Raw genomic sequence first — 20,595 nt, forward strand, 5'->3', positions numbered from 1 at the left:
CCTATCAAAGGTAATGAAAAAGGTGTATTGTCCTAATGGACTCCGACTTACCTCTATCGGCGGGTCCGGTGCAGTCGGAAGGCGGTGAGGTAGAGGCGTAGTTCGTAGTAGTCAAGGCGCCCCTTGAGGGCTTCGTGGATGTCCTTCAGCCCCGCCTCATCACCCATCTTGGCGAAGAGTGGCGCGAGCTCGTCGAGCTGACGGCTGTCGATACCTGCTTCTTGCTCCGTGAGGAGGCCCTTCTCGAGAAGCTGCGTGATATGCCCGTAGATGGTGCCGACGCTGAGCTTACGGATGCTGGCTACCTCGAGTACGGTCTTCCCCTCACGGATGAGGTGGCACGTCTGCTCCTGCGTACTCACACGGGGCTCTCGCTCGGTAGTCTTCTTTTTGCTCTTGGTCTTGGGGGAAGGCGTGCCGCTGTCGGGTACGATGTAGGGCGTCTTGACCTCGGCCTTTGCTGCCTGGAGCCACTTGCCGAGGCGCTCGTCTATCTGGAGATCGTCGCGATGGAGCGGCTCGCCCGTAGCGAGCGCCTGTGTACAGCTCTCGATGCGTATGAGGCCGCGCATCAGGCGTACGGTCTCAGCGTAGAGGAGGTCAAGCTCGGCGATGAACTCCTTCACCTTCTTCATACCACGGGCATCACGCTGGGTCTCGAGCAGGCTCACGAAGACCTCCGTCCAGCGAGGGAGGAAGTAGGCGAAGGCCTTACGGGTGCGCTCGGCGATGGTGGGAAGGGCTGGCTCTCCTTCGGCAAAGAGGCCGTGGAGCTGCTGGACGAAGCGGTCTGCTACCTGACGGAGCTCATCGACCCTGAAGGCCTGCTCATGCGCCCAGTCGCCGAAGCGGCTCTTCTGGCTACGCTCGCTCTCCATGCGGTAGCTGTAGGCGTGCTGGCGGTAGAGGTCGGCGACGTCGCTCCAGCTGAAGGCTTGGACAGCCTGCTGGAGCCAATAGCTGAGCTTGTCGGCGGTGAGGCACTGACGTAGCTCCTCGTCGCTGGCTCGGGTGGCTTCGTAGCTCGTGATCTCGGGCGGTACGGAGAGTGTGTCGGAGCCTAAGGGAGAGAGGAGGACAAGGCCTTCGGGGCTTCTCAGACGGGAGAGTGCTACGTAGGCTTGCCCCGAAGCGAAGACGGCCTCGAGGTCGATGGCTGCACGGTCGAAGGTCAGCCCCTGACTCTTATGTATCGTGATCGCCCATGCCAGGCGGATAGGGAAGTGCTTGAAGACGCCCTGGATGTCGGGTTCGGTATCGCCCGTGTCCTCGTTGAGGCGGTAGCGAGCATTCTCCCAGCTGTAGGCGGGTACGTCGAGGAGTTCGCCATTCTCCAGCCGCACGATGAGCTTCTTCTCGGTCATCTCCTCGACGGTAGCGAGCATACCATTGTAGAAGCGGCGGGGCTGCTGGAGGTCGTTCTTGATGAGCATGACACGGGCGCCGACCTTCAGACGGAGCATGGGCTCGATGGGGTAGAGGTGGTCGGGGAAGTCCCCTGCGATGCTGGCGTGATAGTCTTGATATGCCCCAGGGAGGGCCTCAAGCGCCTTGCGGTTGATCTCGTCAGCGCGGGCATTGTGCGTCGTCAGCGTCACGTAGCCCTCGCTCTTGATGGGGTCGAAGGCGGGGTTGATACGCCCACGGAGCCACTGCATGTCCTCGGGGGTGAGGGCACTGTAGCGCAGGTGGTTCAGTAGGTCGATGAAGCCGGCATCCTGCTGGCGGTAGACGTGCGTGAGCTCGATATAGAGCGGGGGATACTTCTGCAGGACGTGTGCGTGGAAGAAGAAGAGGCTGGGGTAGTACTGGCGCAGTACGTCCCACTCCTGCGGCTTGACCACGGGCGGGAGCTGCATCAGGTCACCGATGAAGAGCACCTGCACACCACCGAAGGGTAGCGGGCTTCTACGGACGCTACGCAGGAGGAGGTCGATGAGGTCGAGCGTGTCGGCACGGAGCATACTCACCTCGTCGATGACCAGCAGCTCGAGGGCTCGGAGGAGGCGGATCTTACGCTCCTGCAGATGGATGTGTCGGCGGAAGTCCCGTGGCGTGACCAGCAGCTGATTGGGCGTCGACGGGAGCTGGGCCATGGAGTCGGGGATGAAGGCGCCGATAGGGAGCTGTAGGAGGGAGTGGAGGGTCGTACCGCCTGCATTGAGGGCGGCGATACCTGTGGGAGCGGCGATGACGCAGCTCTTGTAGGTGTGCTCCTTGATATAATGTAGTAGGGTCGTCTTCCCTGTGCCGGCCTTCCCCGTGAGGAAGATGTTGCGGTTGGTATGGGCGATGAAGGCCTGAAGGTACTCTTTGCGCTGCATGCTTAGGCGGCCAAGATACGTGACACGAGCTCAGAGTAGAGCTGGCTCGTAGGGATGTTGGCATCTACCCCCTTCGAGTAAGCGTCGATGAGGCGTATCTGGTGGATGATGGCGAAGGTCTGTGCGGCCGAGTAGCCTCGACGTGCCAGGTCGTAGTCGCGGGCGACGAAGGGCTGTACCCCGAGGAGGGAGGCGATGCTCCGCTCGTTGGGCTGGTCGATGTAGTAGACCGCCATGAGGTTCGAGAAGAAGCCGAAGAGCGTGGAGAGCGTCATCTGGATGGGATGGTTGCGCTCGTCGGAGGCGAAGTACAGGGCGATGCGGTAGGCACGGGCAGCGTCACGGCGGATGAGCGCCGTGAGTAGCTCGAAGTTGTTGTACTCCTTGCTCACGCCGATGTAGTATTCGATGACCTCGGGGGTGACGGTGCGGGTGCCCTTCTCGGAGAGGGCAAGGGCGATCTTCTCGACTTCGTTGAGGATCTTCTCCAGATCATTCCCCGTGCTGTCGGCCATCAGATGGGCCGTGCGTGGGTCGATATCGAGCTGGCGTGCGGCGAAGCTCTTGATGATGAAGTCGGGGATCTTCGAGTCGTACATCTTCGTGGACTCGAAGAAGCCACCTCGCTCGCTGATGGCCTTGTAGAGCGCCTTGCGCTTGTCGGCCTTCTTCTTGTAGCAGAGGATGAGGCATGTACTCTCGGGGAGCTCATCGAGGTGGGCGGCGAGGGTGTCGAGGTCGCGCACCTGCTGGGCTTCGCGCACCAAGACGAGGACCTGCGAGCCCATCATAGGGAAGCGCAGGGCTTCGAGGAGTATCGTGCGGGCATTGACCTCGGCACCATAGAGGATACTCTGATTGAAGTCCTGCTCCTCGGCGGGAATCAGTTCCTTGGCCGCAAAGGAGGCTATCTGATCTATGAAGAGGGGTTCGTCTCCAGCGAGCAGGTAGACTCGCTGGGGTTTGCGTTGCTTGAGCGAACGGATGATCTCGTCGTACGTGGGCATCTATACTATATTTATGTACTTTCGTGGGTATGAGCCCAATGAAGTACTCTCTACAAAGATAAGCATGATCGAGCTAAACCTGCCGAAGTGTCGCCTGCGTCTGGAGCAGCGTGAGGGCAAGCCCTACGTCTATGATGAGCTGCGGCGTAAGTTCGTCCGCCTCACGCCCGAGGAGTGGGTGCGCCAGCACTTCGTCCATTATCTTATCGATGTCTTAGGCTATCCCCAGCCCTTGATGCAGAATGAAGTGGCCCTGCGCCTCGGTGAGACCTCGAAGCGATGTGACACCCTCCTCTACGACAAGGCGCTCCGCCCGCAGATGATCCTCGAGTACAAGGCTCCCCACGTCGCGCTGACAGAGACCGTGCTGCAGCAGATCGTCCGCTACAACTATGTCCTGCGCGTGCCATACCTCGTCCTGAGCAACGGCCTCGACCATCTCGTCTGCCGTATCGACTACGACACGATGAGCTATACCTTCCTCCCCGAATTTCCCTCCTATGATAGCTTAGAGTGACGGAGCTTCCCCTACCGCCTGATACCGACACACCATGGAAGCCTTCCTACATTATATATGGGCACACCGCCGCTATACGGAGCTGATCCCGCAGGGTGCTCTGGCAGGTGCCCGCATTGAGGTTCTTGACCCTGGGGTACTCAATGTGCATGCTGGCCCCGACTTCTTCGCCGCCAAGGTGCGGATCGATGACCTCCTCTGGGTGGGGGCGGTGGAGATCCACCACGCCTCGAGCGAGTGGCACCAGCATCACCACGATACCGACCCCGCCTACCGATCCGTCATCCTCCACGTCGTTGAGCAGGACAATCGCCCTGTCATCTTCCCCTCGGGAGAGGCGCTACCCACCTGCCTCTTGATGGTGCCCGAAGAGCTTCGCCCCGAGGCTGCTGCCCTCCTCTCCGCAGAGGCTAAGCTCCCCTGCGCTGACCACCTCGCATCCGTCCCCGAAGAAGAGCGCCATATGTGGCTCTCCTGTCTCTCACGTAGCCGCCTCTCCCGCAAGGTCACGGCCGTGCGTCAGCTCCTCGAGCGGAGCGAAGGCGACTGGGCGCAGACCCTCTATGCGCTCTTCCTCCGTGCGCTGGGCTTTGGGCTCAATGGCGATGCGATGGAGCGCCTGGCCTTTGCCCTGCCCCTGCATCTCCTCCTCAAGCATCGCGACCAGCTCCCGCAGGTCGAGGCACTCCTCCTCGGCTCAGCAGGCCTCCTCGACTACCTCCCCGACGAAGCGCTCCGTGAGGAGCGACAGCGGGAATATGCCTTCCTCGCCCATAAGTATGGCTTGACGCCTCTTCCGCAAGGTACTTTCCGTCGGGCGCGAACTCGCCCCACGGGCCTCCCCGAGTATCGCCTCCTCCAGCTCGCCACACTCATCGTGCATGCTCCGCTCTGGGGGAGTGTCTTTCCCGAGATGCCGAGCATGGAGGCGCTGATGACCCTCTTGCGCCACCCCCTCCCTGCGCACTACTGCGGAGGGAAGTGGCGAGGGAGCGGGATGCTCTCCGAGGAAGCCGTCGCACATATCGCTATCAACGTCCTCGTTCCCTATCGTGAGGCCTGGCGTGCCCACTACCAGCGGGTAGGGGAGCAGGTGGGCGAAGAGCTGTGCCTTGACAAGCTCCCTGCGGAGACGAACCACGTGACCCGCCTCTTCGCCGAAGCTGGACTCACGGCACGCTCCGCTCAGGAGTCGCAGGCCCTCCTCCTGCTTCACGCCGACTACTGTACCCCTCAGAGGTGTCATCGCTGTCCGTTCTCCGTCTCACCTTCCTCTGGCTTGAATGATCCTCGTTAAGGCGCTACCTTCACCTTATTGCGCGTATTCCTCTTATCTAGCGGAGGGAAAAGTGCTGTTCTTGCGCGGGAAAAAGCGCCTTCCCGTAGTGCTTTTCCTCTGTCTATGCACGTAGTCTTAAAGACCTGGTGCATAAATCTAAATAGCCACGTACGTAGATGTTAGAGCCACGTACGTAGCCCAAAGTTATCTGCCACTCGTCTACAACTTTGTATCCATATGCGGAGCAACAATCAATAGTGATTCATATACGAACCACTATTGGTTGATGCCCCTAACCTACATTGGTTCACCCAGCGACCAATATAGGTTCATACTCCTACCCTTCCGATGGTGATACTTCGTCGTGGGGCATCCGCTACGTCTGTGCTATGTGGGGAGAGCGAAATGCTGTCATATTGCCGAGAAAAAGTCTGCGCTTTTGGCAGAATGTGAAGTTTTGTAGGGGTGAATTAAACATTGGCACCCTCTTTGACTCTCATAAGGTAAAGGGGCTTCCCCGCCACCCACCTATATCTGAGGTCGAGTGCGTAGCCGTTCCTTACGAAGCACGGCACGTCTCGAGCCCGCGATGAGGAGCTCCGGAGTGTTTTTTTAATCAGATAAAGAATTATACTTAACGACTATGAACAAGGTATTGAAGAAATCAGCCGCTGTCTTAGGCTTGGTAGCGGTAAGTATCGCAGCCTCGGCTGCTACGGTCCACGTAATGACCCGTAATGGTGGTAGCTCAAGTAGCTATACCGCTCAGTCGGGCCTCGAGAGTGTGACCTCAGCGAATGAATATGGATTCCAGAATGCAGCCTATGCCATAGGTTCGCGCCAGATAGGTAATGCTCCAGACCTCACACCTGCCGCCGAGAGCTCGGTGAAGGCGGTCGTTCACATCAAGGTGAAGAAGACCCAGCAGGTGCAGTCCCAGCAGATGATCGACCCCTTCGAATTCTTCTTCGGTGGCGATCCTCGTGGGAACTCACGTCGTAGCGAACCCGTCGTAGGCTATGGCTCGGGCGTGATCATCAGCAACGATGGCTACATCATGACGAACAACCATGTCGTCGAGGGTGGTGACGAGCTCTCTGTGACGCTCAATGACAACCGTACCTTCAAGGCTAAGCTCATCGGCTCCGACCCCTCCAGCGATATCGCACTGATCAAGGTCGAGGCTAAGGACCTGCCTACGATCCCCTTCGGTAACTCAGAGAACCTCCGTCTCGGCGAGTGGGTCCTGGCTGTAGGGAACCCCTTCAACCTCACCAGCACAGTCACGGCAGGTATCGTCAGCGCTAAGTCGCGTGCCGCTGCTACGGGCGACCAGCTCGGTGTAGGTGCTTTCATCCAGACCGATGCTGCCGTCAACCCTGGTAACAGTGGTGGTGCCCTGGTCAATGCTGCAGGCGAACTCGTCGGGATCAACACGATGATCTACTCTCAGACGGGGAACTATGCCGGCTACTCCTTTGCAGTGCCCATCAACATCGCCGCTAAGGTCGTCTCCGATATCAAGAAGTACGGCACCGTACAGCGTGGTATGCTCGGGGTCGCAGGGGCTGATGTCACTAGCGAACTCGTACAGAAGGAAGGGCTGAAGGTCAACGAAGGCTTCTATGTCGCTGACTTCGCAGAGATCAGTGCCGCTCTGGCTGCTGGTATCGAGAAGGGTGACGTCATCACCGCCATCGACGGCCACCGTATCACCTCCTTCGCTCAGCTCCAGGAGCAGCTCTCCCGCTTCCGTCCTGGCGACGCTGTGCAGGTCACGGTGAACCGCAAGGGTGCAGAGAAGACCTACAAGGTCACGCTGCGCAATCAGGAAGGTGGCTCTAAGCTCCTCAAGCAGTCTCCCAATGGGGCGAACAACCGCCTCGGTGCTACCCTCAAGGAGCTGGGAGCTAATGAGCTCCGTGCCTACGGTCTCTCCTATGGTCTCGTCGTCCAGTCCCTCCAGTCGAATAGTGCACTACGTAAGGCTGGGGTCCGCGAAGGCTTCGTCCTCTTGACGGCTAACAACGTGCCTCTGCGCTCGCAGAGCGACCTCAATCAGGTCGTCTCCGCTCTCGACAAGGCTGGTAGCCAGAGCCGCTCTCGTCGCTCCGCCCTCCAGCTGCGTGGCTTCTATCCCGAGACGGGCGAAGTCGTATCCTTCGTAGTCGATCTGTAAGTCCGTCCCTCCTATATAAATGTAGCGTCCCCACGGGCGAGGCTGGGTAGCTTAGCTATCCTCCTCCCCCGTGGGGACGCTTTCTGTATGGGCTTCCTCTCCGTCGTTGTACTGCAGAAAAGGCTATCTTTGTCTAAGGTAAACAAATACGCATTCTCAAATGGTACTGTCTAGTAGAAGAAAGAACTACGCGCTTATCGCTTCGGTCATCGTAGCTGGTGGCCTCCTCCTCTCGTCCACAAAGGCAGCTGCCCAGACGGGTATCGCCCTGCGTCTCGGTCAGCCTGACGAGGTGACCCTCGGTGTCGACGGTCGCTTGACCCTCGATGCGGCAGCCTTCGCGCCCGTCGATAAGTCCAACTTCACCTACCTGCCTTCAGGGGCGACCCAAGAAGAGCCCTTCCGTATGGCAGCTGGGACCTCCATCACACAGGCTCGCCTCGGCTTCTTCGGCGGCTATGGCAACTGGACGGGACGCATTGATGTCAACTACACGGGGCAGCGCATCACCTTCTGTGATGTCTACGCAGCCTATGCCTTCAGTCCTCAGACGCGTCTTGTCCTCGGGCACCAGCTCGAGCCGCTGAGCATCGGGATGAATACCTCCACGCGTCACGGCTCGGTCACGACCCCACTACCTCTCGACTTCCTCATCCCTTATACCCGTCACTGGGGGCTTGCTGGTACCCACTGGGGGGATAAGTATTGGCTCGGTGCAGGCCTCTTCGCTGGTAGCAGCGAGCGTGTCAATGCTCGTGAGAACCACATGGGCGAGGGCTACGGCTTCTCGGCACGTGCCGTCTGGCGCCCCATCAATACGGATCAGACGACTGTGCACTTCGGCTTCTCGGCTGTGGCTCGTACCCCCGAGCGTGTGACTTCGGATGACGGCATCGTTGCCGTGGGTGGTCGCTCGGGCTCTGTCGTAGAGAACCGCAAGTTCATCGCTGGTGGCTTCTCAGGGATCGACCACTATACCATCTGTGATCTGGAGGCTGCTTACCGTGATGACCGCTTCTTTGTCCAGGGTGAGGCCCTGTGCTCGACCTTTGTCACACAGGAAAGACCAGGGGTTATTACGAATGGGGCGAAGACGTATAATATTGATGGTAGTGAGAGTGTCTCCTTCTGGGGCGGATATCTCGTAGGCTCCTATATGCTCCGTGGGAAGCAGCGTAGCTACTCCAATAGCGGTGCAGTCTTCTCTAATGTCAATAATGAGGTGGAGCCTGGGGGCAATGTCGAGCTTATGATCGGTGCCAGCGCTATCGATACCCAGGGCTATATGGGGCAGGCCTATGAAGCCCTTGGAGCGGTGAACTGGTATCCCAATACCGCGATGATGCTCGGCCTCAGCTATACCTTCACTTCCTTCAGCAAGGATGCTGTTGCACTTGGCCGTCTGCGCTCCAGCAGCGGCGATGGTCTGAGCTACCATACCCTGCAGCTGCGCGCGCAGTTCGTATTCTAATCATTCGATATGTCTTTACGATCGATCCTACTTCTCTCCGCCCTCGTCCTCGCCCCACTATGGGGTGAGGCGAAGGTCGTGAAGCCCAAGGCTCCCACGCAGAGCCCCGAGCAGCTCCTCCGTGAGGCGGAGCGTGCCTATCACGCCTATCAGTTCGGCCCTGCCTCGACAGCACTCTCCAAGTATATCTCCAGCCTCCAGCGCCGCCGTCAGGCGGTGCCCGACAGCATCACGATGCTACAGGGGCAGATAGCACGTGCCGAGCGTATGTATGGTGCAGCCGATGAGCTCCGCGTCGTCGATAGCACACTCGTCGGGATCGATCGCATAGCTGAGCTCCTCCCTCAGGGCAGTGGGCGCTTTCTCATCGCTGAGCAGCTCCCTGCCGATATTCGCTCCCTCCTCCCCGTGGAGACGCCCGTGGTAGGCGACAGCCTGCACACGGCACCTCCCGTCTTCCCCATCTTCGGCTTCGTTGATGCTCTGGGGCGCAATAGCATCATCCCCGATGCTCATGCTCTCGCTTGGTACGCTAAGGCAGGCCGTAGCTGGGAGCGTCAGGGAGTAGCGACCAAGACGCTGGAGGCCGATGCGCCTATCCGCTCGCCCTTCCTCCTCGAGGATGGTATGACGCTCTTCTTCGCTCGCCGCTCTCCCGCAGGCCTCGGTGGCTATGACCTCTATATGACGCGCCTCACCGAGCAGGGTAATAGCTTCTTCGAGCCTACCCTCCTCGGCATGCCGTACAACTCCCCCTACAATGACTATCTGCTCGCCTATCACGAGAGCGAAGGCTGGGGGATACTTATCAGTGACCGCTTCGCTCCCGAGGGGCAGGTCCACGTCTATCGCTTCACCGGTCGCCCTGCCTTCCTCGCTGGTCGTCAGGGTGGTGAGACGACGGAGCTCTCCGAAGAGGAAGCCTACCGCCGTGCGACCCTCTCGGGTGTCCTCTACGAAGGCGAGGCCGTAGCCGTACAGCCTACGACACAGCGCGAGGAGAAGGCGGAGCTGACCTTCCACCTGCAGGGCGCAGTCGTCTACCACCGCTGGGCAGACTTCAAGAGTGACGCTGGCCGTCGCACCTTCGCTGAGGCCGAAGCTCTACGCGAATCTCTCGCCCGCGAAGAAGCCCGCCTCAGTGAGCTCCGTGCTCGCTGGAGAGAGGGTGATGCCTCCGTGCGCAGTGAGCTACGTAGCGAGCTCCAGCTCCTCGAAGCCTCTGTCCAGCAGAAGGCAAAGCAGCATCGCGACCTCCTCAATGCCGTACGCCGCCACGAAGGCGTGCGCTAATCCTCCCCCAATCCTCTACGCATTTGGAATCATTCAGTCAGGTAATCAATGAGGTGATCCCTGTCTCAGCTTGGATCGCCCTCTCTATATCGGGCCTTCTGCTCGTCGTCTCGGGCTTCATGTCCTCCTCCGAAGTCGCTTTCTTCTCGCTCTCTCCCTCCGATATCGACACGATCAAGGAGGAGGAGCACCCTGCGGATCAAGGCCTCGTAGAGCTGCTTAAGGATTCGGAGCGCCTACTGGCGACGATCCTCATCGGCAATAATCTGGTCAACGTGGCTATCGTCATCTTGACCGGCTATGCCTTTGCGCAGATCTTCGACTTCACGCATGCTCCCGCCCTGGGCTTCATCTTCCAGACGGTCATCCTGACGCTCCTCTTGCTGCTCTTCGGTGAGATCATCCCGAAGGTCTACGCCCAAGCACACCCCCTCGCTTTCAGCCGCTTCTCCTCGGGGAAGATGGCGCTGATCTCGCGCATCATCTATCCGTTCTCCTCCTTCCTTATGCGCTCGACGAGCATGCTGACGAGTCGCATGCAGCCCAAGCGCTATGACCTCTCCGTGGATGACCTCTCGCAGGCCGTCGACCTTCTCGAGGGACACGAGCCCGAGGAGAAGGAGCTCTTCGAGGACATCATCAACTTCCACAACAAGACCGCCTCGGAGATCATGGTGCCCCGTGTGGACATGGTCGATATCGATGTGGCGTGGGACTTCCATCGTATGCTCCACTTCGCCCTCGACTCGGGCTACTCACGTATCCCCGTCTACGAGGGGTCGGAGGACAATATCCGCGGTATCCTCTACCTCAAGGACCTCATTCCCTACAAGGAGCAGGGGGCGGACTTCGACTGGACGAAGCTTATCCGTGACGCGCTCTTCATCCCCGAGAACAAGCCTCTGGACGACCTCCTCGAGGAGTTTCGCAGTACGAAGAAGCACATCGCCGTCGTCGTCGATGAGTACGGTGGTACGAGCGGTATCGTCACTATGGAGGACCTCCTCGAGGAGATCGTCGGAGAGATCTCTGACGAATACGACGAGGAGGAGCTACCCTACAAGCGCCTACCCGACGGGAGCTATCTCTTCGATGGGGGGACGCCTCTGACGGACGTCCTGCGTGCACTCGACCTCGAGCAAGGTACCTTCGGCAAGGCCGAGGAGCAAGTCGACACCCTCGGTGGGCTCGTCCTCGAGCTCAAGCAAGACCTACCCCGCAAGGGTGATCTGGTCACGGCTGGCGAGTGGAGCTTCCGAGTCACGAGCTTGGAGAAGTTCCGCATCACCGAGGTCCAAGTCATTCCCCCTCCAGCGGACGACACGACATCGGGTACAGTATGACGCTGGAGTACATAGAAGGGTTACCCTCTGGGGTAGCCCTTTGTCTTGGTCACTTCCCCGTAGTGGGGCGACGGGAGCGCCGTCGCAGCGAAGAGGCTGCTGTGGGCACTATCCTCTGTGGCCTCTTTGGCTGTGCTACACCGCCCCAGCGTGAGCATGACGCTACGGGGCGGCCGTTCCTCCCCAGTGCGCCCGAGCAGAGCGTGAGTATCTCGCATGCCGAGGGTCACGCGGCTGTGCTTCTCACGCCCTCGACGCTCCGTCCCGGGGTGGATATAGAGACCTACCGCCCGCAGCTCCGTGCCGTAGCCTCGCGCTATCTGACGGAGAGCGAATGGGATCTGCTTGAGCATAGCGCTCCCTCGCTCTCGGAGCTTCAGCTCCGCACCCTCCTGTGGTCGGCGAAGGAGACCGCCTTCAAGATCTTCGGCCCGCCCGATGCCTCGCTCCATGGCTTCACGCTGGAGCGTATAGACCCCACCTCGCAGCAGCTACGCCTCGGCTACGCTCGTGAGGCCACTTCGCTCACGGTGCACTACACACTGCACCCTGACTACCTCTTCACCTACGGCTGGCATGAGGCTTAGCCTACCGCCCCGCCCATCACACTGATATTACTTAACCACTCAATATCGTATCAATGACTATGCGTAAAACCCTACTTGCGCTCCTCATCGCCCTCGGCGTCGGCTCCATCGCACGTGCTGACGAGGGTATGTGGCTCCTGGAGCAGCTCTCCAAGAAGTACCCTGAGCTCGTCAAGCGCGGGCTCTCGATGAAGGAGTACGATCTCTACAACCCCAACGGCACCTCGCTCAAGGATGCTGTCGTCAGCTTCGACGGTGGCTGTACGGGTGAGATCATCTCGTCGCAGGGGCTCGTCCTGACGAACCACCACTGCGGCTATGACGCGATCCAGAAGCTCAGCAGTGTCGAGCACAACTACCTCGAGAACGGCTTCTGGGCGCAGAGCTTCGCCGAAGAGCTCCCCGCTAAGGGCGTCGTCGTGACCTTCATCGACAAGATCGAGGACGTCACGGACTTCGTGCAGGCAGAGCTCAAGAAGGTGCGTAAGGGCACGGGCATGGAGTACCTCTCGCCCGCCTTCCTTCGCTCGGTAGCTCGCAAGCGTGTCGGTGACAACTACCTCAAGGATCACCCAGGCACGGAGGTCGAGATCCGTCCCTTCTACAATGGGAACAAGTACCTCATGTTCACCAAGAAGGTCTACTCCGACATCCGCTTCGTCGGTGCACCTCCCAGCGCTATCGGGAAGTTTGGTGCCGACACGGACAACTGGAAGTACCCCCGTCACGCTGGTGATATCTCCATCTTCCGCATCTACGCTGATGCCAACGGCAACCCTGCTCCCTACTCAGAGAGCAACGTGCCTCTGAAGCCCAAGCGCTGGTTCAACATCTCTACCGATGGCGTACAGCGTGATGACTTCGCGATGATCATGGGCTTCCCTGGTCGTACCAACCACTTCTTCCTCCCCTCCGAAGTAGAGGAATGGAAGACCATCGACAATGATATCCGCATCCGCATGCGCAACATCCGTCAGGAGGTTATGCTCAAGGATATGCTTGCCGACCCCAAGGTGAACATCATGTACGCCGCTAAGTACGCCCGCTCGCAGAACGCTTACAAGCGTGCTATCGGTGCGAACTTCGGTATTGAGAAGAATAACTTCAAGGCCACCAAGCAGCAGGAGATGGAGTCCCTCCTTTCGTGGGCCAAGGAGAAGGCGCCTAAGTCCTACAAGTCCTATGCTGATGCTGTCTCCACGATCGACCGCGCTATCGAGGGTCGTCGTGACCTGCGTCGCCAGTTCTGGTACCTCGATGAAGGGCTGTGGCAGGCTATCGAAGCCACGCGCGCCCCTGGTGCTGATGATCCGCTGACCGCTACGGACAAGGCCTTCACTGCCTACAACAACAAGGACTACCTCCCCTCGCTTGACGCTAAGATCGCTAAGGCTGAGCTGGCCGAATACACGCGTCAGATCAACCGCAAGGACTGGCCCACGGCTATCGCTGAGGGGATCGATAAGTTCGGCTCGGTAGATGCTTACGTTGATGCGATGTTCGCTCAGTCGACCTTCACCACGCCCGAGGGCTTCGAGGCCTTCAAGAAGCTGGGGGCTAAGGAGCAGCAGGCTGTCCTCTCCTCCGACCTGATGTCGCGCTTCGCTGCCTCTGTCCGCACCAAGCGCGAGCAGCTGACGAAGGATCTCCGTGCCTTCGACAACCCCATTGATCTGGCTCGTCGCACCTACGTCGGTGGCGTCATCGCTCAGCGTGGTGTCGACAACCTCTGGCCCGATGCCAATAGCACGCTGCGCTTCACCTACGGTCAGGTCCGTGGCTACTCGCCTGTCGACGGCGTCGAGTATCAGGTGCCTACGACCCTGCGTGGTGTGATGGAGAAGGAAGACCCCACCTCATGGGAGTTTGCTGTCCCCGCTCGTCTCAAGGAGATCTACCAGAAGCAGCTCTACGGCGAAGGCAAGCGTTGGGCAGCTAAGAAGGCTGACGGCACGTATGAGATGCCTGTCAACTTCGCTGCTACGACCCATACCACAGGTGGTAACTCCGGTAGCCCCGTCTTCAATAAGTACGGCGACCTGATCGGTATCAACTTCGACCGCAACTGGGAAGGTGTCGGTGGTGACATCCAGTACCTGCCCTCCTACCAGCGTAGCATCATCTGTGATATCCGCTACGTCCTCCTGCTCATCGACCAGTTCGGTGAGTGCCCCCGCCTCATCCAGGAGCTGTCGCTCGTCTCACGCCGATGAATACCCAGAGCCCCAAGCGTCCGCACCTCGTCGTCCTCTCGGGGGCAGGGATGAGTGCCGAGAGTGGCCTGTCGACCTTCCGCGATAGCGATGGTCTGTGGGCGGGGCATGACGTCCAAGAGGTCGCCAGCATCGAAGGTTGGTACCGCGATCCCCAGTGCGTGCTGGACTTCTACAATCAGCGCCGTCGGGAGTTCGTCGGAGCAGAGCCCAACGAAGGGCACCGTCTGCTCTCCCGCCTCGAGGAGTACTATCGTGTGACGATCGTCACGCAGAACGTCGACGACCTGCACGAGCGTGCGGGTAGCAGCCGTGTCATCCACCTCCATGGGGAGCTGATGAAGAACCGCTCCGTGCGGGATCCCTTCACCACCTACCCCGCCGAAGGGGCGACACGTGAGCTCCATATCGGGGACTTAGCGCCCGATGGCACGCAGCTCCGCCCCTTCATCGTCTGGTTTGGCGAAGAGGTGCCGGAGATGATCCCTGCTATCGAAGCCACCGAAGAGGCGGATATCTTCCTTGTCATCGGCACGTCGCTGGAGGTCTATCCTGCAGCGGGACTGCTGGGCTACGTCCCAGGAAAGGCGCCCGTCTACTGCATCGACCCGAAGCCCGTGCGTAGTGGCTACCGCCCCGACCTCATCCATATCCAGGCGGGAGCTGTGGCCGGTATGCGCGACCTCTATGCGCGCTTGACCGAAGGCTGCTAATGCCCCTCTGCTGAGCTTCCTCACCGAAGCTCACACCTCGATCCTATGAAGGCTGTCCGCACGCTTCCCTCGTGGAAGCGTGCGGACAGCCTCTTTTTATGCGTGCTCCTCACCGCCTTGGTACTCCGTAGCACTACTCCTTGCCCCTCTCTTTCGCCCGAGAAAACTTCCGCCCCACCGCAGCCAAAACCACGGAGGTCTACACCTATTCTTCTATCTTGGTGCGTGATCCTAAGATCCCCGCACGTAGTCCAAAGGATTTCCCCTCGTAGTCCTAAAATCCACGTACGTAGATTTAGAAATACTCCTACACGTCGCACGAAATACCGCGCGAAAAACGAGTGAGTACCTCTATTCCTTCGTGCCCTTCCCTCCGCTCTTTCCCCTCACGTATCTATACAGCAGCGCCCCATAATCCCGAGCGGATCATGGGGCGCTGATGCTTGTAAGGGGGGGGGAGGCGGGGCTTACTTGAGGGCGGCGAGGACGTTGCGCTCGATGCGTGCCGTGAGGTCGTCGGTGGGTTCGGCGACGAAGGCACGACCCGTGACGGTCTCATACAGCTCGATGTAGCGGTCGGAGACGCTCTTACAGTACTCCTCGGTCATCTCGGGGATGACTTCGCCATCACGGCCTTGGAAGCCGTTCTTGATGAGCCACTGGCGGACGAATTCCTTGGAGAGCTGCTTCTGCTCTTCGCCACGCTCGAAGCGCTCTTCGTAGCCTTCGGCATAGAAGTAGCGGGAGGAGTCGGGCGTGTGTATCTCGTCGATGAGGTAGATCTTGCCGTCCTTCTTCCCGAATTCGTACTTCGTGTCGACGAGGATCAGGCCACGCTCACGTGCCATCTCCTGACCACGCTTGAAGAGAGCGTAGGTGTAGGCCTCGAGCTGCTTGTAGTCTTCTTCGCTGACCAGACCGGTGCGGATGATTTCCTCGCGGGAGATATTCTCGTCATGGCCGACATCTTCCTTCGTGGTGGGGGTGATGATGGGCGAGGGGAAGGCTTCGTTCTCACGCATGCCGTCGGGGAGCTGGATACCGCAGAGGGTGCGTTCGCCCGCCTTATAGGCACGCCAAGCTGAGCCAGTGAGGTAGCCACGGATGACCATCTCTACTCGGAAGGGCTCACAGCGCAGGCCGAGCGATACCATGGGGTCGGGAGCAGAGATGAGCCAGTTGGGGACGATGTCGCGCGTAGCTTCGAGGAAGTAGGTCGCGATCTGGTTGAGGACTTGTCCCTTGTAGGGGATACCCTTGGGGAGTACGACGTCGAAGGCGGAGATGCGGTCGGTGGCGATCATCGCTACCTGCTCACTGCCGAGGAAGTACACGTCGCGGACCTTGCCATGATAGACGTGATCCTGATGAGGGAATTGGAAGTCCGTGCGGACGAGTGTCTGTGCCATAGTTCTATCTTGTGTGATTAGTTTGTGATGTGTCGGAGGGGGCGGACGTCTTTTCGTCCTTGGCATCGTAGACGGCCACGATCTCGGAGACGAGCGGGTGGCGCACGATGTCGGTCTTATCGAAGTGGATGAAGCTGATGCTCTTCAGTCCGTGGAGCTTGTCGAGCGCATCCTTCAGACCCGAGGTCACGCCACGGGGAAGGTCGATCTGCGTGAAGTCCCCCGTGATGATCATCTTCGAGCCCATACCGAGGCGCGTGAGGAACATCTTCATCTGCTGCGGTGTAGTGTTCTGCGCTTCGTCGAGGATGACGACGGCATCACTCAGCGTGCGACCACGCATGAAGGCCAGCGGGGCGATCTGGATGACGCCCGTGTCCATGAGGTCCTTGAGCTTGGGGGCAGGGATGAGTTCGCCGAGGGCGTCGTAGAGCGGCTGGAGGTAGGGGTCGAGCTTGTCCTTCATCTCGCCAGGGAGGAAGCCGAGCTTCTCGCCTGCTTCGACGGCAGGGCGGGAGAGGATGATACGGCGCACCTGCTTTGCCTTGAGGGCTTTGACCGCCAGACAGATGGCGATGAAGGTCTTCCCCGAGCCGGCAGCACCCGTGGCGAAGCACAGGTCACGCTCGGCGAACTCGCGAGCCATGCGGCGCTGACGCTCCCCGCGGGGGAGGATAGCCTTGCCGTGGACGCCGTAGATGAGTACGTCGCTCTCGGCGGTGGGCAGGGTGTCGGCGGCCTTACTGCGGTGCCGACGCACGACCTCGATGATCTGTGCTTCGGTCAGCTGGTTGTGGCGACTGCACAGGGCTTCCAGAGAGGAGAGGATGTGCAGGAGCTCTTCGGCGGCTTGGTCTTCGCCAAGTACCTTGATGACGTTCTGGTGAATGCGTAGCTTCGTCTTAGGGAAGAGGTTCTGTAGCGTGACGAGGTTCGCGCGGTTGACACCGACGAACTCCTGCGTGTCGGCTTCCTCTAAGACGTAGAGTCGCTCCATCATAGGCTTATAGTCGTTGGGATAGGGTGATGAGATGCTTGATGTGGGTGCGCCATTCGGGAGCTGCTGCCTGCAGGTCGCTTAGGCTGCGGGGGAAGCGATAGCCCCAGTAGTGATGCGGATCCTCGGGGCGGTTGATCTGCTCCTCGGCGGGTGTGGTGAGCCAGAGACGGCTGTCGAGGCTCATCCAGTCGGCAAGGGGCAGGAGGACAGCCGCAGATGGGGATGCGAGATGTGCCTCGATGATGCGGCGGTAGAGGGCTTCTTCGTCGGGAACTTCCTCGGTAAGAAGGAGCTCTTCGCGATAGTAGCGCTCTTGCTCGCTCGCCGAGAGGCTGTGCCACCAGCCACGTAGCGAAGGCATATCGTGGGTGGAGGTCGTGGCTACCGAGCGGGCGGGGAAGCCATCGGGGCGTGCCCAGCCCGTGGGGGTGAAGGCCTTCGGCATACGCTCCAGCTCAAGGGAGAGGACCTGCAGCTCGTCGAGGACGGCGGGTACAGAGGCGGGGATCATCCCGAGGTCCTCGGCACAGAGCAGAAGGCGTGTGTGGCTCGTCAGCGCACCGAGACGCAGCAGGGCGGTGGTGCGGAAGAGCTCGTTGTGCCGGACGTAATAGTAGTCATCGCTGACGGCTCGCCAGCGCTCCTGCACCTCCTCGGGGAGGCGGGCGAAGAGACGACTGCGCTCCAGCGCGATGCGTGGGTGGTAGTGCCCTGCCTTGTACGGGTCGGCGATGAGGGCAGTCTCCGTGCAGAGCTCAGCGAGTACGGCGGCGACATCGGCTCCGAGAGCGCGCTGGGCGGCCTCCGTCTCGTAGTCGGCTTGCTCGCCATACGTGAGCTGATAGAGCCCTACAAGGGCAGTGCTATGGAGATAGCCGCTGTTGAGGAGGTCATCGAAGCTGTCGCCAAGGCGTGCCGTCAGCTCGTCTTCGTGGACGAGTGGCGCGATGAGTAGCTCAATGGGGAAGGGGGGCGCGAGCTTCTCCTGCCACTCCTCGAGACTGTAGGGGAGTGCGGGGTGGAAGTGCCCCAAGAGCCCAGAGCGCTGCGTGCGTGGTACCTCCCAGATGCGGAAGAAGCCGAGGATATGGTCGATGCGGAAGGCGTGGAAGTAGCGGGCCTGACGCTCGAAGCGCTGGCGCCACCAGCGGAAGTCGCCTTCCTCCTGCATGCGCTCCCAGTTGTACGTGGGGAAGCCCCAGTTCTGCCCGTCGGCAGCGAAGTCATCGGGTGGGGCGCCTGCGGACTGCTCCGTGTGGAAGAGAGGTGGTGCCATCCAGACGTCGACGCTGTGGGGCGCTACGCCGATGGGGAGGTCACCCTTGAGGAAGACGCCTCGCTCCTCAGCATAGCTACGTACCGCCTGGAGCTGGCGGTCGAGGACGAACTGCAGCCAGTAGTAATAGCCTACCTCCTCAGCATGTGCCGTATCGTCAAGATAGGCAGCTGCCTTAGCCTCGTCATACACTTCCCATCCCGCCCAGTCGCTGGGTGTGCCCGAGCCAAACTGGTCACGCAAGACGCAGTAGAGGGCGTAGGGACGGAGCCAAGTGGCGGCTTCGTCGTAGAAGAGGCGGAAGTCCTCGCTCGTGAGGTCGGCCTTACCCTGCAACTCGAATGCACGACGGAGGAAGCGCTCCTTCAGCTCGAGTACGCGTGGGTAGTCCACGGCGGGGAGCTGGCGTAGTGCCTTTGCCTCGCGGAGGAATGCCTTACGCTCCTCGGAGGGGAGGGCGGGCAGTGCCTCGGGATCGATGTATATGGGGTGGAGGGCGTCGACGGATATCGCATTGTAGGGATAGGAGTCGGCGGTGCCTCGTGTGCTGGTGGTATCGTTGATGGGGAGGAGCTGGACGGCGTGCATACCTGCTTCGGCTGCGAAGTCAATGGCTTCTCTGAGCGCGCCGAAGTCGCCTATACCCCAGTCGGTGTCGCTGCGCAGCGAGAAGAGCGGTGTGACAAGGCCTGCCGTACGCACAGGGCGGCTGGGGAGATGGAGGTAGCTATCCTGCACATAGCAGTAGGGATAGACGGTGCTGTCGGGGAGATTTATCCAGCGGTCTTCACCCTCCTCCCAGAGGTAGGTATAGCCTGCGTCTGTGCTGAGGAGGTATTTGTAGCGAAGCGAAGTGGGGGCGGAGCCTATGGCAGAGGCGGGGAGCGTAGCGCTCCAGCGTCCTTGTCCGCGGTAGGTGAGGGGAAGAGCCTTCTTAGGATCCCAGCTCCCGAGTGCCTCGTAGCTCCCCGTCACGAGTAAGCGCTCACCTCGGTGTAGGGCGGGAGCGTGGACGGAGAAGGTGAGGCCAGGCTGTGGTGCTTCCTCCAGAGCTGTGGTCTGCTGACCGAGGATATCGCAGAAGGCCGCCGAGAAGGCAGGGGCATCCTCAGGGCAGTCGATCCAGCGGTCTTGTGTGAAGACGGTCGTGTCGCCAGCGGGGAGATGAAGTTCGTGGGAGATCCGCCATTCCTCGCGTAGTACGGCACCCGTCTCATCGGTGAGGCGGTAGCTATATATATAATGTATAGGGGAGGTGGCGGAGGGGAGGTGTAGAGTCGCTTGCCAATGCCCTTCCCCGAGATGCTCGAGGGGGAGGGTCTGCGCTCCAGAGTGGGCGGGGCTGTCGGCAGCTCGGCCTACGAGCGTGAGCCGCTCGTGGGGCTGCGCCCAGTACTCGATGGAGAAGGTGACTGTCATCTATAGATAGGGTCCTACCATTCGTTCGTGTAGAGTAAGGTGCATCTGTGTGTACCTTCCGTTGCAAAGGTACGCAATATCTTCGGCCCTGGGGTAGGGTGGTGTGGGCTCATTCTTCGGTAGGGAGGGGTATGAACCTATATTGGTCCGCGGGTCGACCTATATTGAGACTGTTGCCGTGAGTCCTACCCTCTATTTAGAGTACTAAGTCATCGCACGACCAACTCCCCGATATGCCTCTCCGAAGAGATGCACAAGCCCTTCGCCTTATCGCGTGTATTCCTCTTATCCAGCAGAGGGAAAAGTCTCCTTCTCGTGAAGGGAAAAGCACCTTCACGTAGTGGTATTCTTCTATCTATGCACGTAGTCTTAAAGACCAGGCACGTCAGTCCAAACATCCACGTACGTAGATATTAGAGCCACGTACGTAGTCCAAACTTATCTGCCACTCGTCCACAGCTTTTTATCCCGACGCAGAGCAACAACCTAATAGAGATCACTTCACAAAGCTATATAGTTCTATCCACGCACCTATATTGGTCGCTGAGCGAAGCTATATTGGTCG

The 20,595-nt window shown here is 59.8% G+C and carries 14 protein-coding genes; 9 read left to right on the plus strand and 5 right to left on the minus strand.

What is annotated here, in order from left to right:
• Positions 1–53 precede the first annotated feature (53 nt).
• A complete protein-coding gene (locus HMPREF1323_RS06725; RefSeq protein WP_009433419.1) occupies positions 54–2,324 on the minus strand; it encodes a helix-turn-helix domain-containing protein in 2,271 nt (756 codons plus the stop codon).
• Positions 2,325–2,326: 2 nt separating this feature from the next.
• Complete coding sequence (gene holA / locus HMPREF1323_RS06730; protein ID WP_009433376.1) at positions 2,327–3,331, minus strand: DNA polymerase III subunit delta; 1,005 nt, start codon at positions 3,329–3,331, stop codon at positions 2,327–2,329.
• Positions 3,332–3,395: 64 nt separating this feature from the next.
• Between holA and HMPREF1323_RS06735 the strand changes: the two genes are divergently transcribed.
• The 9 genes from HMPREF1323_RS06735 (at position 3,396) to HMPREF1323_RS06775 (ending at position 14,926) form a co-directional block, all read left to right on the plus strand.
• Positions 3,396–3,848, plus strand: coding sequence for a type I restriction enzyme HsdR N-terminal domain-containing protein (locus tag HMPREF1323_RS06735; RefSeq protein WP_009433417.1), 453 nt, complete (start codon positions 3,396–3,398; stop codon positions 3,846–3,848).
• A gap of 34 nt (positions 3,849–3,882) precedes the next feature.
• Entirely contained in the window at positions 3,883–5,145 is a 1,263-nt protein-coding gene (locus HMPREF1323_RS06740) for a DUF2851 family protein (protein ID WP_009433369.1), read from the plus strand.
• 625 nt (positions 5,146–5,770) lie between these two features.
• A complete protein-coding gene (locus HMPREF1323_RS06745; protein ID WP_009433375.1) occupies positions 5,771–7,306 on the plus strand; it encodes a Do family serine endopeptidase in 1,536 nt (511 codons plus the stop codon).
• 160 nt (positions 7,307–7,466) lie between these two features.
• Entirely contained in the window at positions 7,467–8,777 is a 1,311-nt protein-coding gene (locus HMPREF1323_RS06750; protein WP_009433384.1) for a porin, read from the plus strand.
• Between the two features lie 9 nt (positions 8,778–8,786).
• On the plus strand, positions 8,787–10,070 hold the full coding sequence (locus tag HMPREF1323_RS06755; protein WP_009433409.1) for a hypothetical protein: 1,284 nt from the start codon (positions 8,787–8,789) through the stop codon (positions 10,068–10,070).
• 23 nt (positions 10,071–10,093) lie between these two features.
• The gene (locus tag HMPREF1323_RS06760) at positions 10,094–11,413 is read left to right on the plus strand and encodes a hemolysin family protein (RefSeq protein ID WP_044124177.1); all 1,320 of its coding nucleotides are present in this window, start codon (positions 10,094–10,096) and stop codon (positions 11,411–11,413) included.
• Positions 11,410–12,000: a 4'-phosphopantetheinyl transferase family protein gene (locus tag HMPREF1323_RS06765; protein ID WP_009433392.1), complete on the plus strand. Its 591-nt coding sequence runs from the start codon at positions 11,410–11,412 to the stop codon at positions 11,998–12,000. Before HMPREF1323_RS06760 ends, HMPREF1323_RS06765 begins: the two co-directional genes overlap by 4 nt.
• Before the next feature lie 59 nt (positions 12,001–12,059).
• On the plus strand, positions 12,060–14,213 hold the full coding sequence (locus tag HMPREF1323_RS06770) for a S46 family peptidase (protein ID WP_044124186.1): 2,154 nt from the start codon (positions 12,060–12,062) through the stop codon (positions 14,211–14,213).
• Positions 14,210–14,926, plus strand: a complete 717-nt coding sequence (locus tag HMPREF1323_RS06775) for an SIR2 family NAD-dependent protein deacylase (RefSeq protein WP_009433378.1) — start codon at positions 14,210–14,212, stop codon at positions 14,924–14,926. Before HMPREF1323_RS06770 ends, HMPREF1323_RS06775 begins: the two co-directional genes overlap by 4 nt.
• A gap of 467 nt (positions 14,927–15,393) precedes the next feature.
• Here HMPREF1323_RS06775 and HMPREF1323_RS06780 read toward each other — a convergent pair whose 3' ends face one another.
• The 3 genes from HMPREF1323_RS06780 to HMPREF1323_RS06790 are packed head-to-tail and all read right to left on the minus strand — an operon-like array spanning position 15,394 to position 20,030.
• On the minus strand, positions 15,394–16,335 hold the full coding sequence (locus tag HMPREF1323_RS06780) for a phosphoribosylaminoimidazolesuccinocarboxamide synthase (protein ID WP_009433410.1): 942 nt from the start codon (positions 16,333–16,335) through the stop codon (positions 15,394–15,396).
• 4 nt (positions 16,336–16,339) lie between these two features.
• Positions 16,340–17,335, minus strand: a complete 996-nt coding sequence (locus tag HMPREF1323_RS06785; protein WP_044124178.1) for a PhoH family protein — start codon at positions 17,333–17,335, stop codon at positions 16,340–16,342.
• A 4-nt stretch (positions 17,336–17,339) separates the two neighbouring features.
• On the minus strand, positions 17,340–20,030 hold the full coding sequence (locus tag HMPREF1323_RS06790; RefSeq protein ID WP_009433372.1) for a 4-alpha-glucanotransferase: 2,691 nt from the start codon (positions 20,028–20,030) through the stop codon (positions 17,340–17,342).
• Positions 20,031–20,595 lie beyond the last annotated feature (565 nt).

The organism is Porphyromonas sp. oral taxon 279 str. F0450, assembly GCF_000292995.1.
In the GTDB taxonomy this organism is placed as follows: Bacteria; Bacteroidota; Bacteroidia; order Bacteroidales; family Porphyromonadaceae; genus Porphyromonas; species Porphyromonas pasteri.

Excerpts from the sequence above, each read along its gene's own strand:
- HMPREF1323_RS06725 (WP_009433419.1), bottom strand. The coding sequence starts at position 2,324 with ATGCAGCGCAAAGAGTACCTTCAGGCCTTCATCGCCCATACCAACCGC.
- holA (WP_009433376.1), bottom strand. The coding sequence starts at position 3,331 with ATGCCCACGTACGACGAGATCATCCGTTCGCTCAAGCAACGCAAACCC.
- HMPREF1323_RS06735 (WP_009433417.1), top strand. The coding sequence starts at position 3,396 with ATGATCGAGCTAAACCTGCCGAAGTGTCGCCTGCGTCTGGAGCAGCGT.
- HMPREF1323_RS06740 (WP_009433369.1), top strand. The coding sequence starts at position 3,883 with ATGGAAGCCTTCCTACATTATATATGGGCACACCGCCGCTATACGGAG.
- HMPREF1323_RS06745 (WP_009433375.1), top strand. The coding sequence starts at position 5,771 with ATGAACAAGGTATTGAAGAAATCAGCCGCTGTCTTAGGCTTGGTAGCG.
- HMPREF1323_RS06750 (WP_009433384.1), top strand. The coding sequence starts at position 7,467 with ATGGTACTGTCTAGTAGAAGAAAGAACTACGCGCTTATCGCTTCGGTC.
- HMPREF1323_RS06755 (WP_009433409.1), top strand. The coding sequence starts at position 8,787 with ATGTCTTTACGATCGATCCTACTTCTCTCCGCCCTCGTCCTCGCCCCA.
- HMPREF1323_RS06765 (WP_009433392.1), top strand. The coding sequence starts at position 11,410 with ATGACGCTGGAGTACATAGAAGGGTTACCCTCTGGGGTAGCCCTTTGT.
- HMPREF1323_RS06770 (WP_044124186.1), top strand. The coding sequence starts at position 12,060 with ATGCGTAAAACCCTACTTGCGCTCCTCATCGCCCTCGGCGTCGGCTCC.
- HMPREF1323_RS06775 (WP_009433378.1), top strand. The coding sequence starts at position 14,210 with ATGAATACCCAGAGCCCCAAGCGTCCGCACCTCGTCGTCCTCTCGGGG.
- HMPREF1323_RS06780 (WP_009433410.1), bottom strand. The coding sequence starts at position 16,335 with ATGGCACAGACACTCGTCCGCACGGACTTCCAATTCCCTCATCAGGAT.
- HMPREF1323_RS06785 (WP_044124178.1), bottom strand. The coding sequence starts at position 17,335 with ATGATGGAGCGACTCTACGTCTTAGAGGAAGCCGACACGCAGGAGTTC.
- HMPREF1323_RS06790 (WP_009433372.1), bottom strand. The coding sequence starts at position 20,030 with ATGACAGTCACCTTCTCCATCGAGTACTGGGCGCAGCCCCACGAGCGG.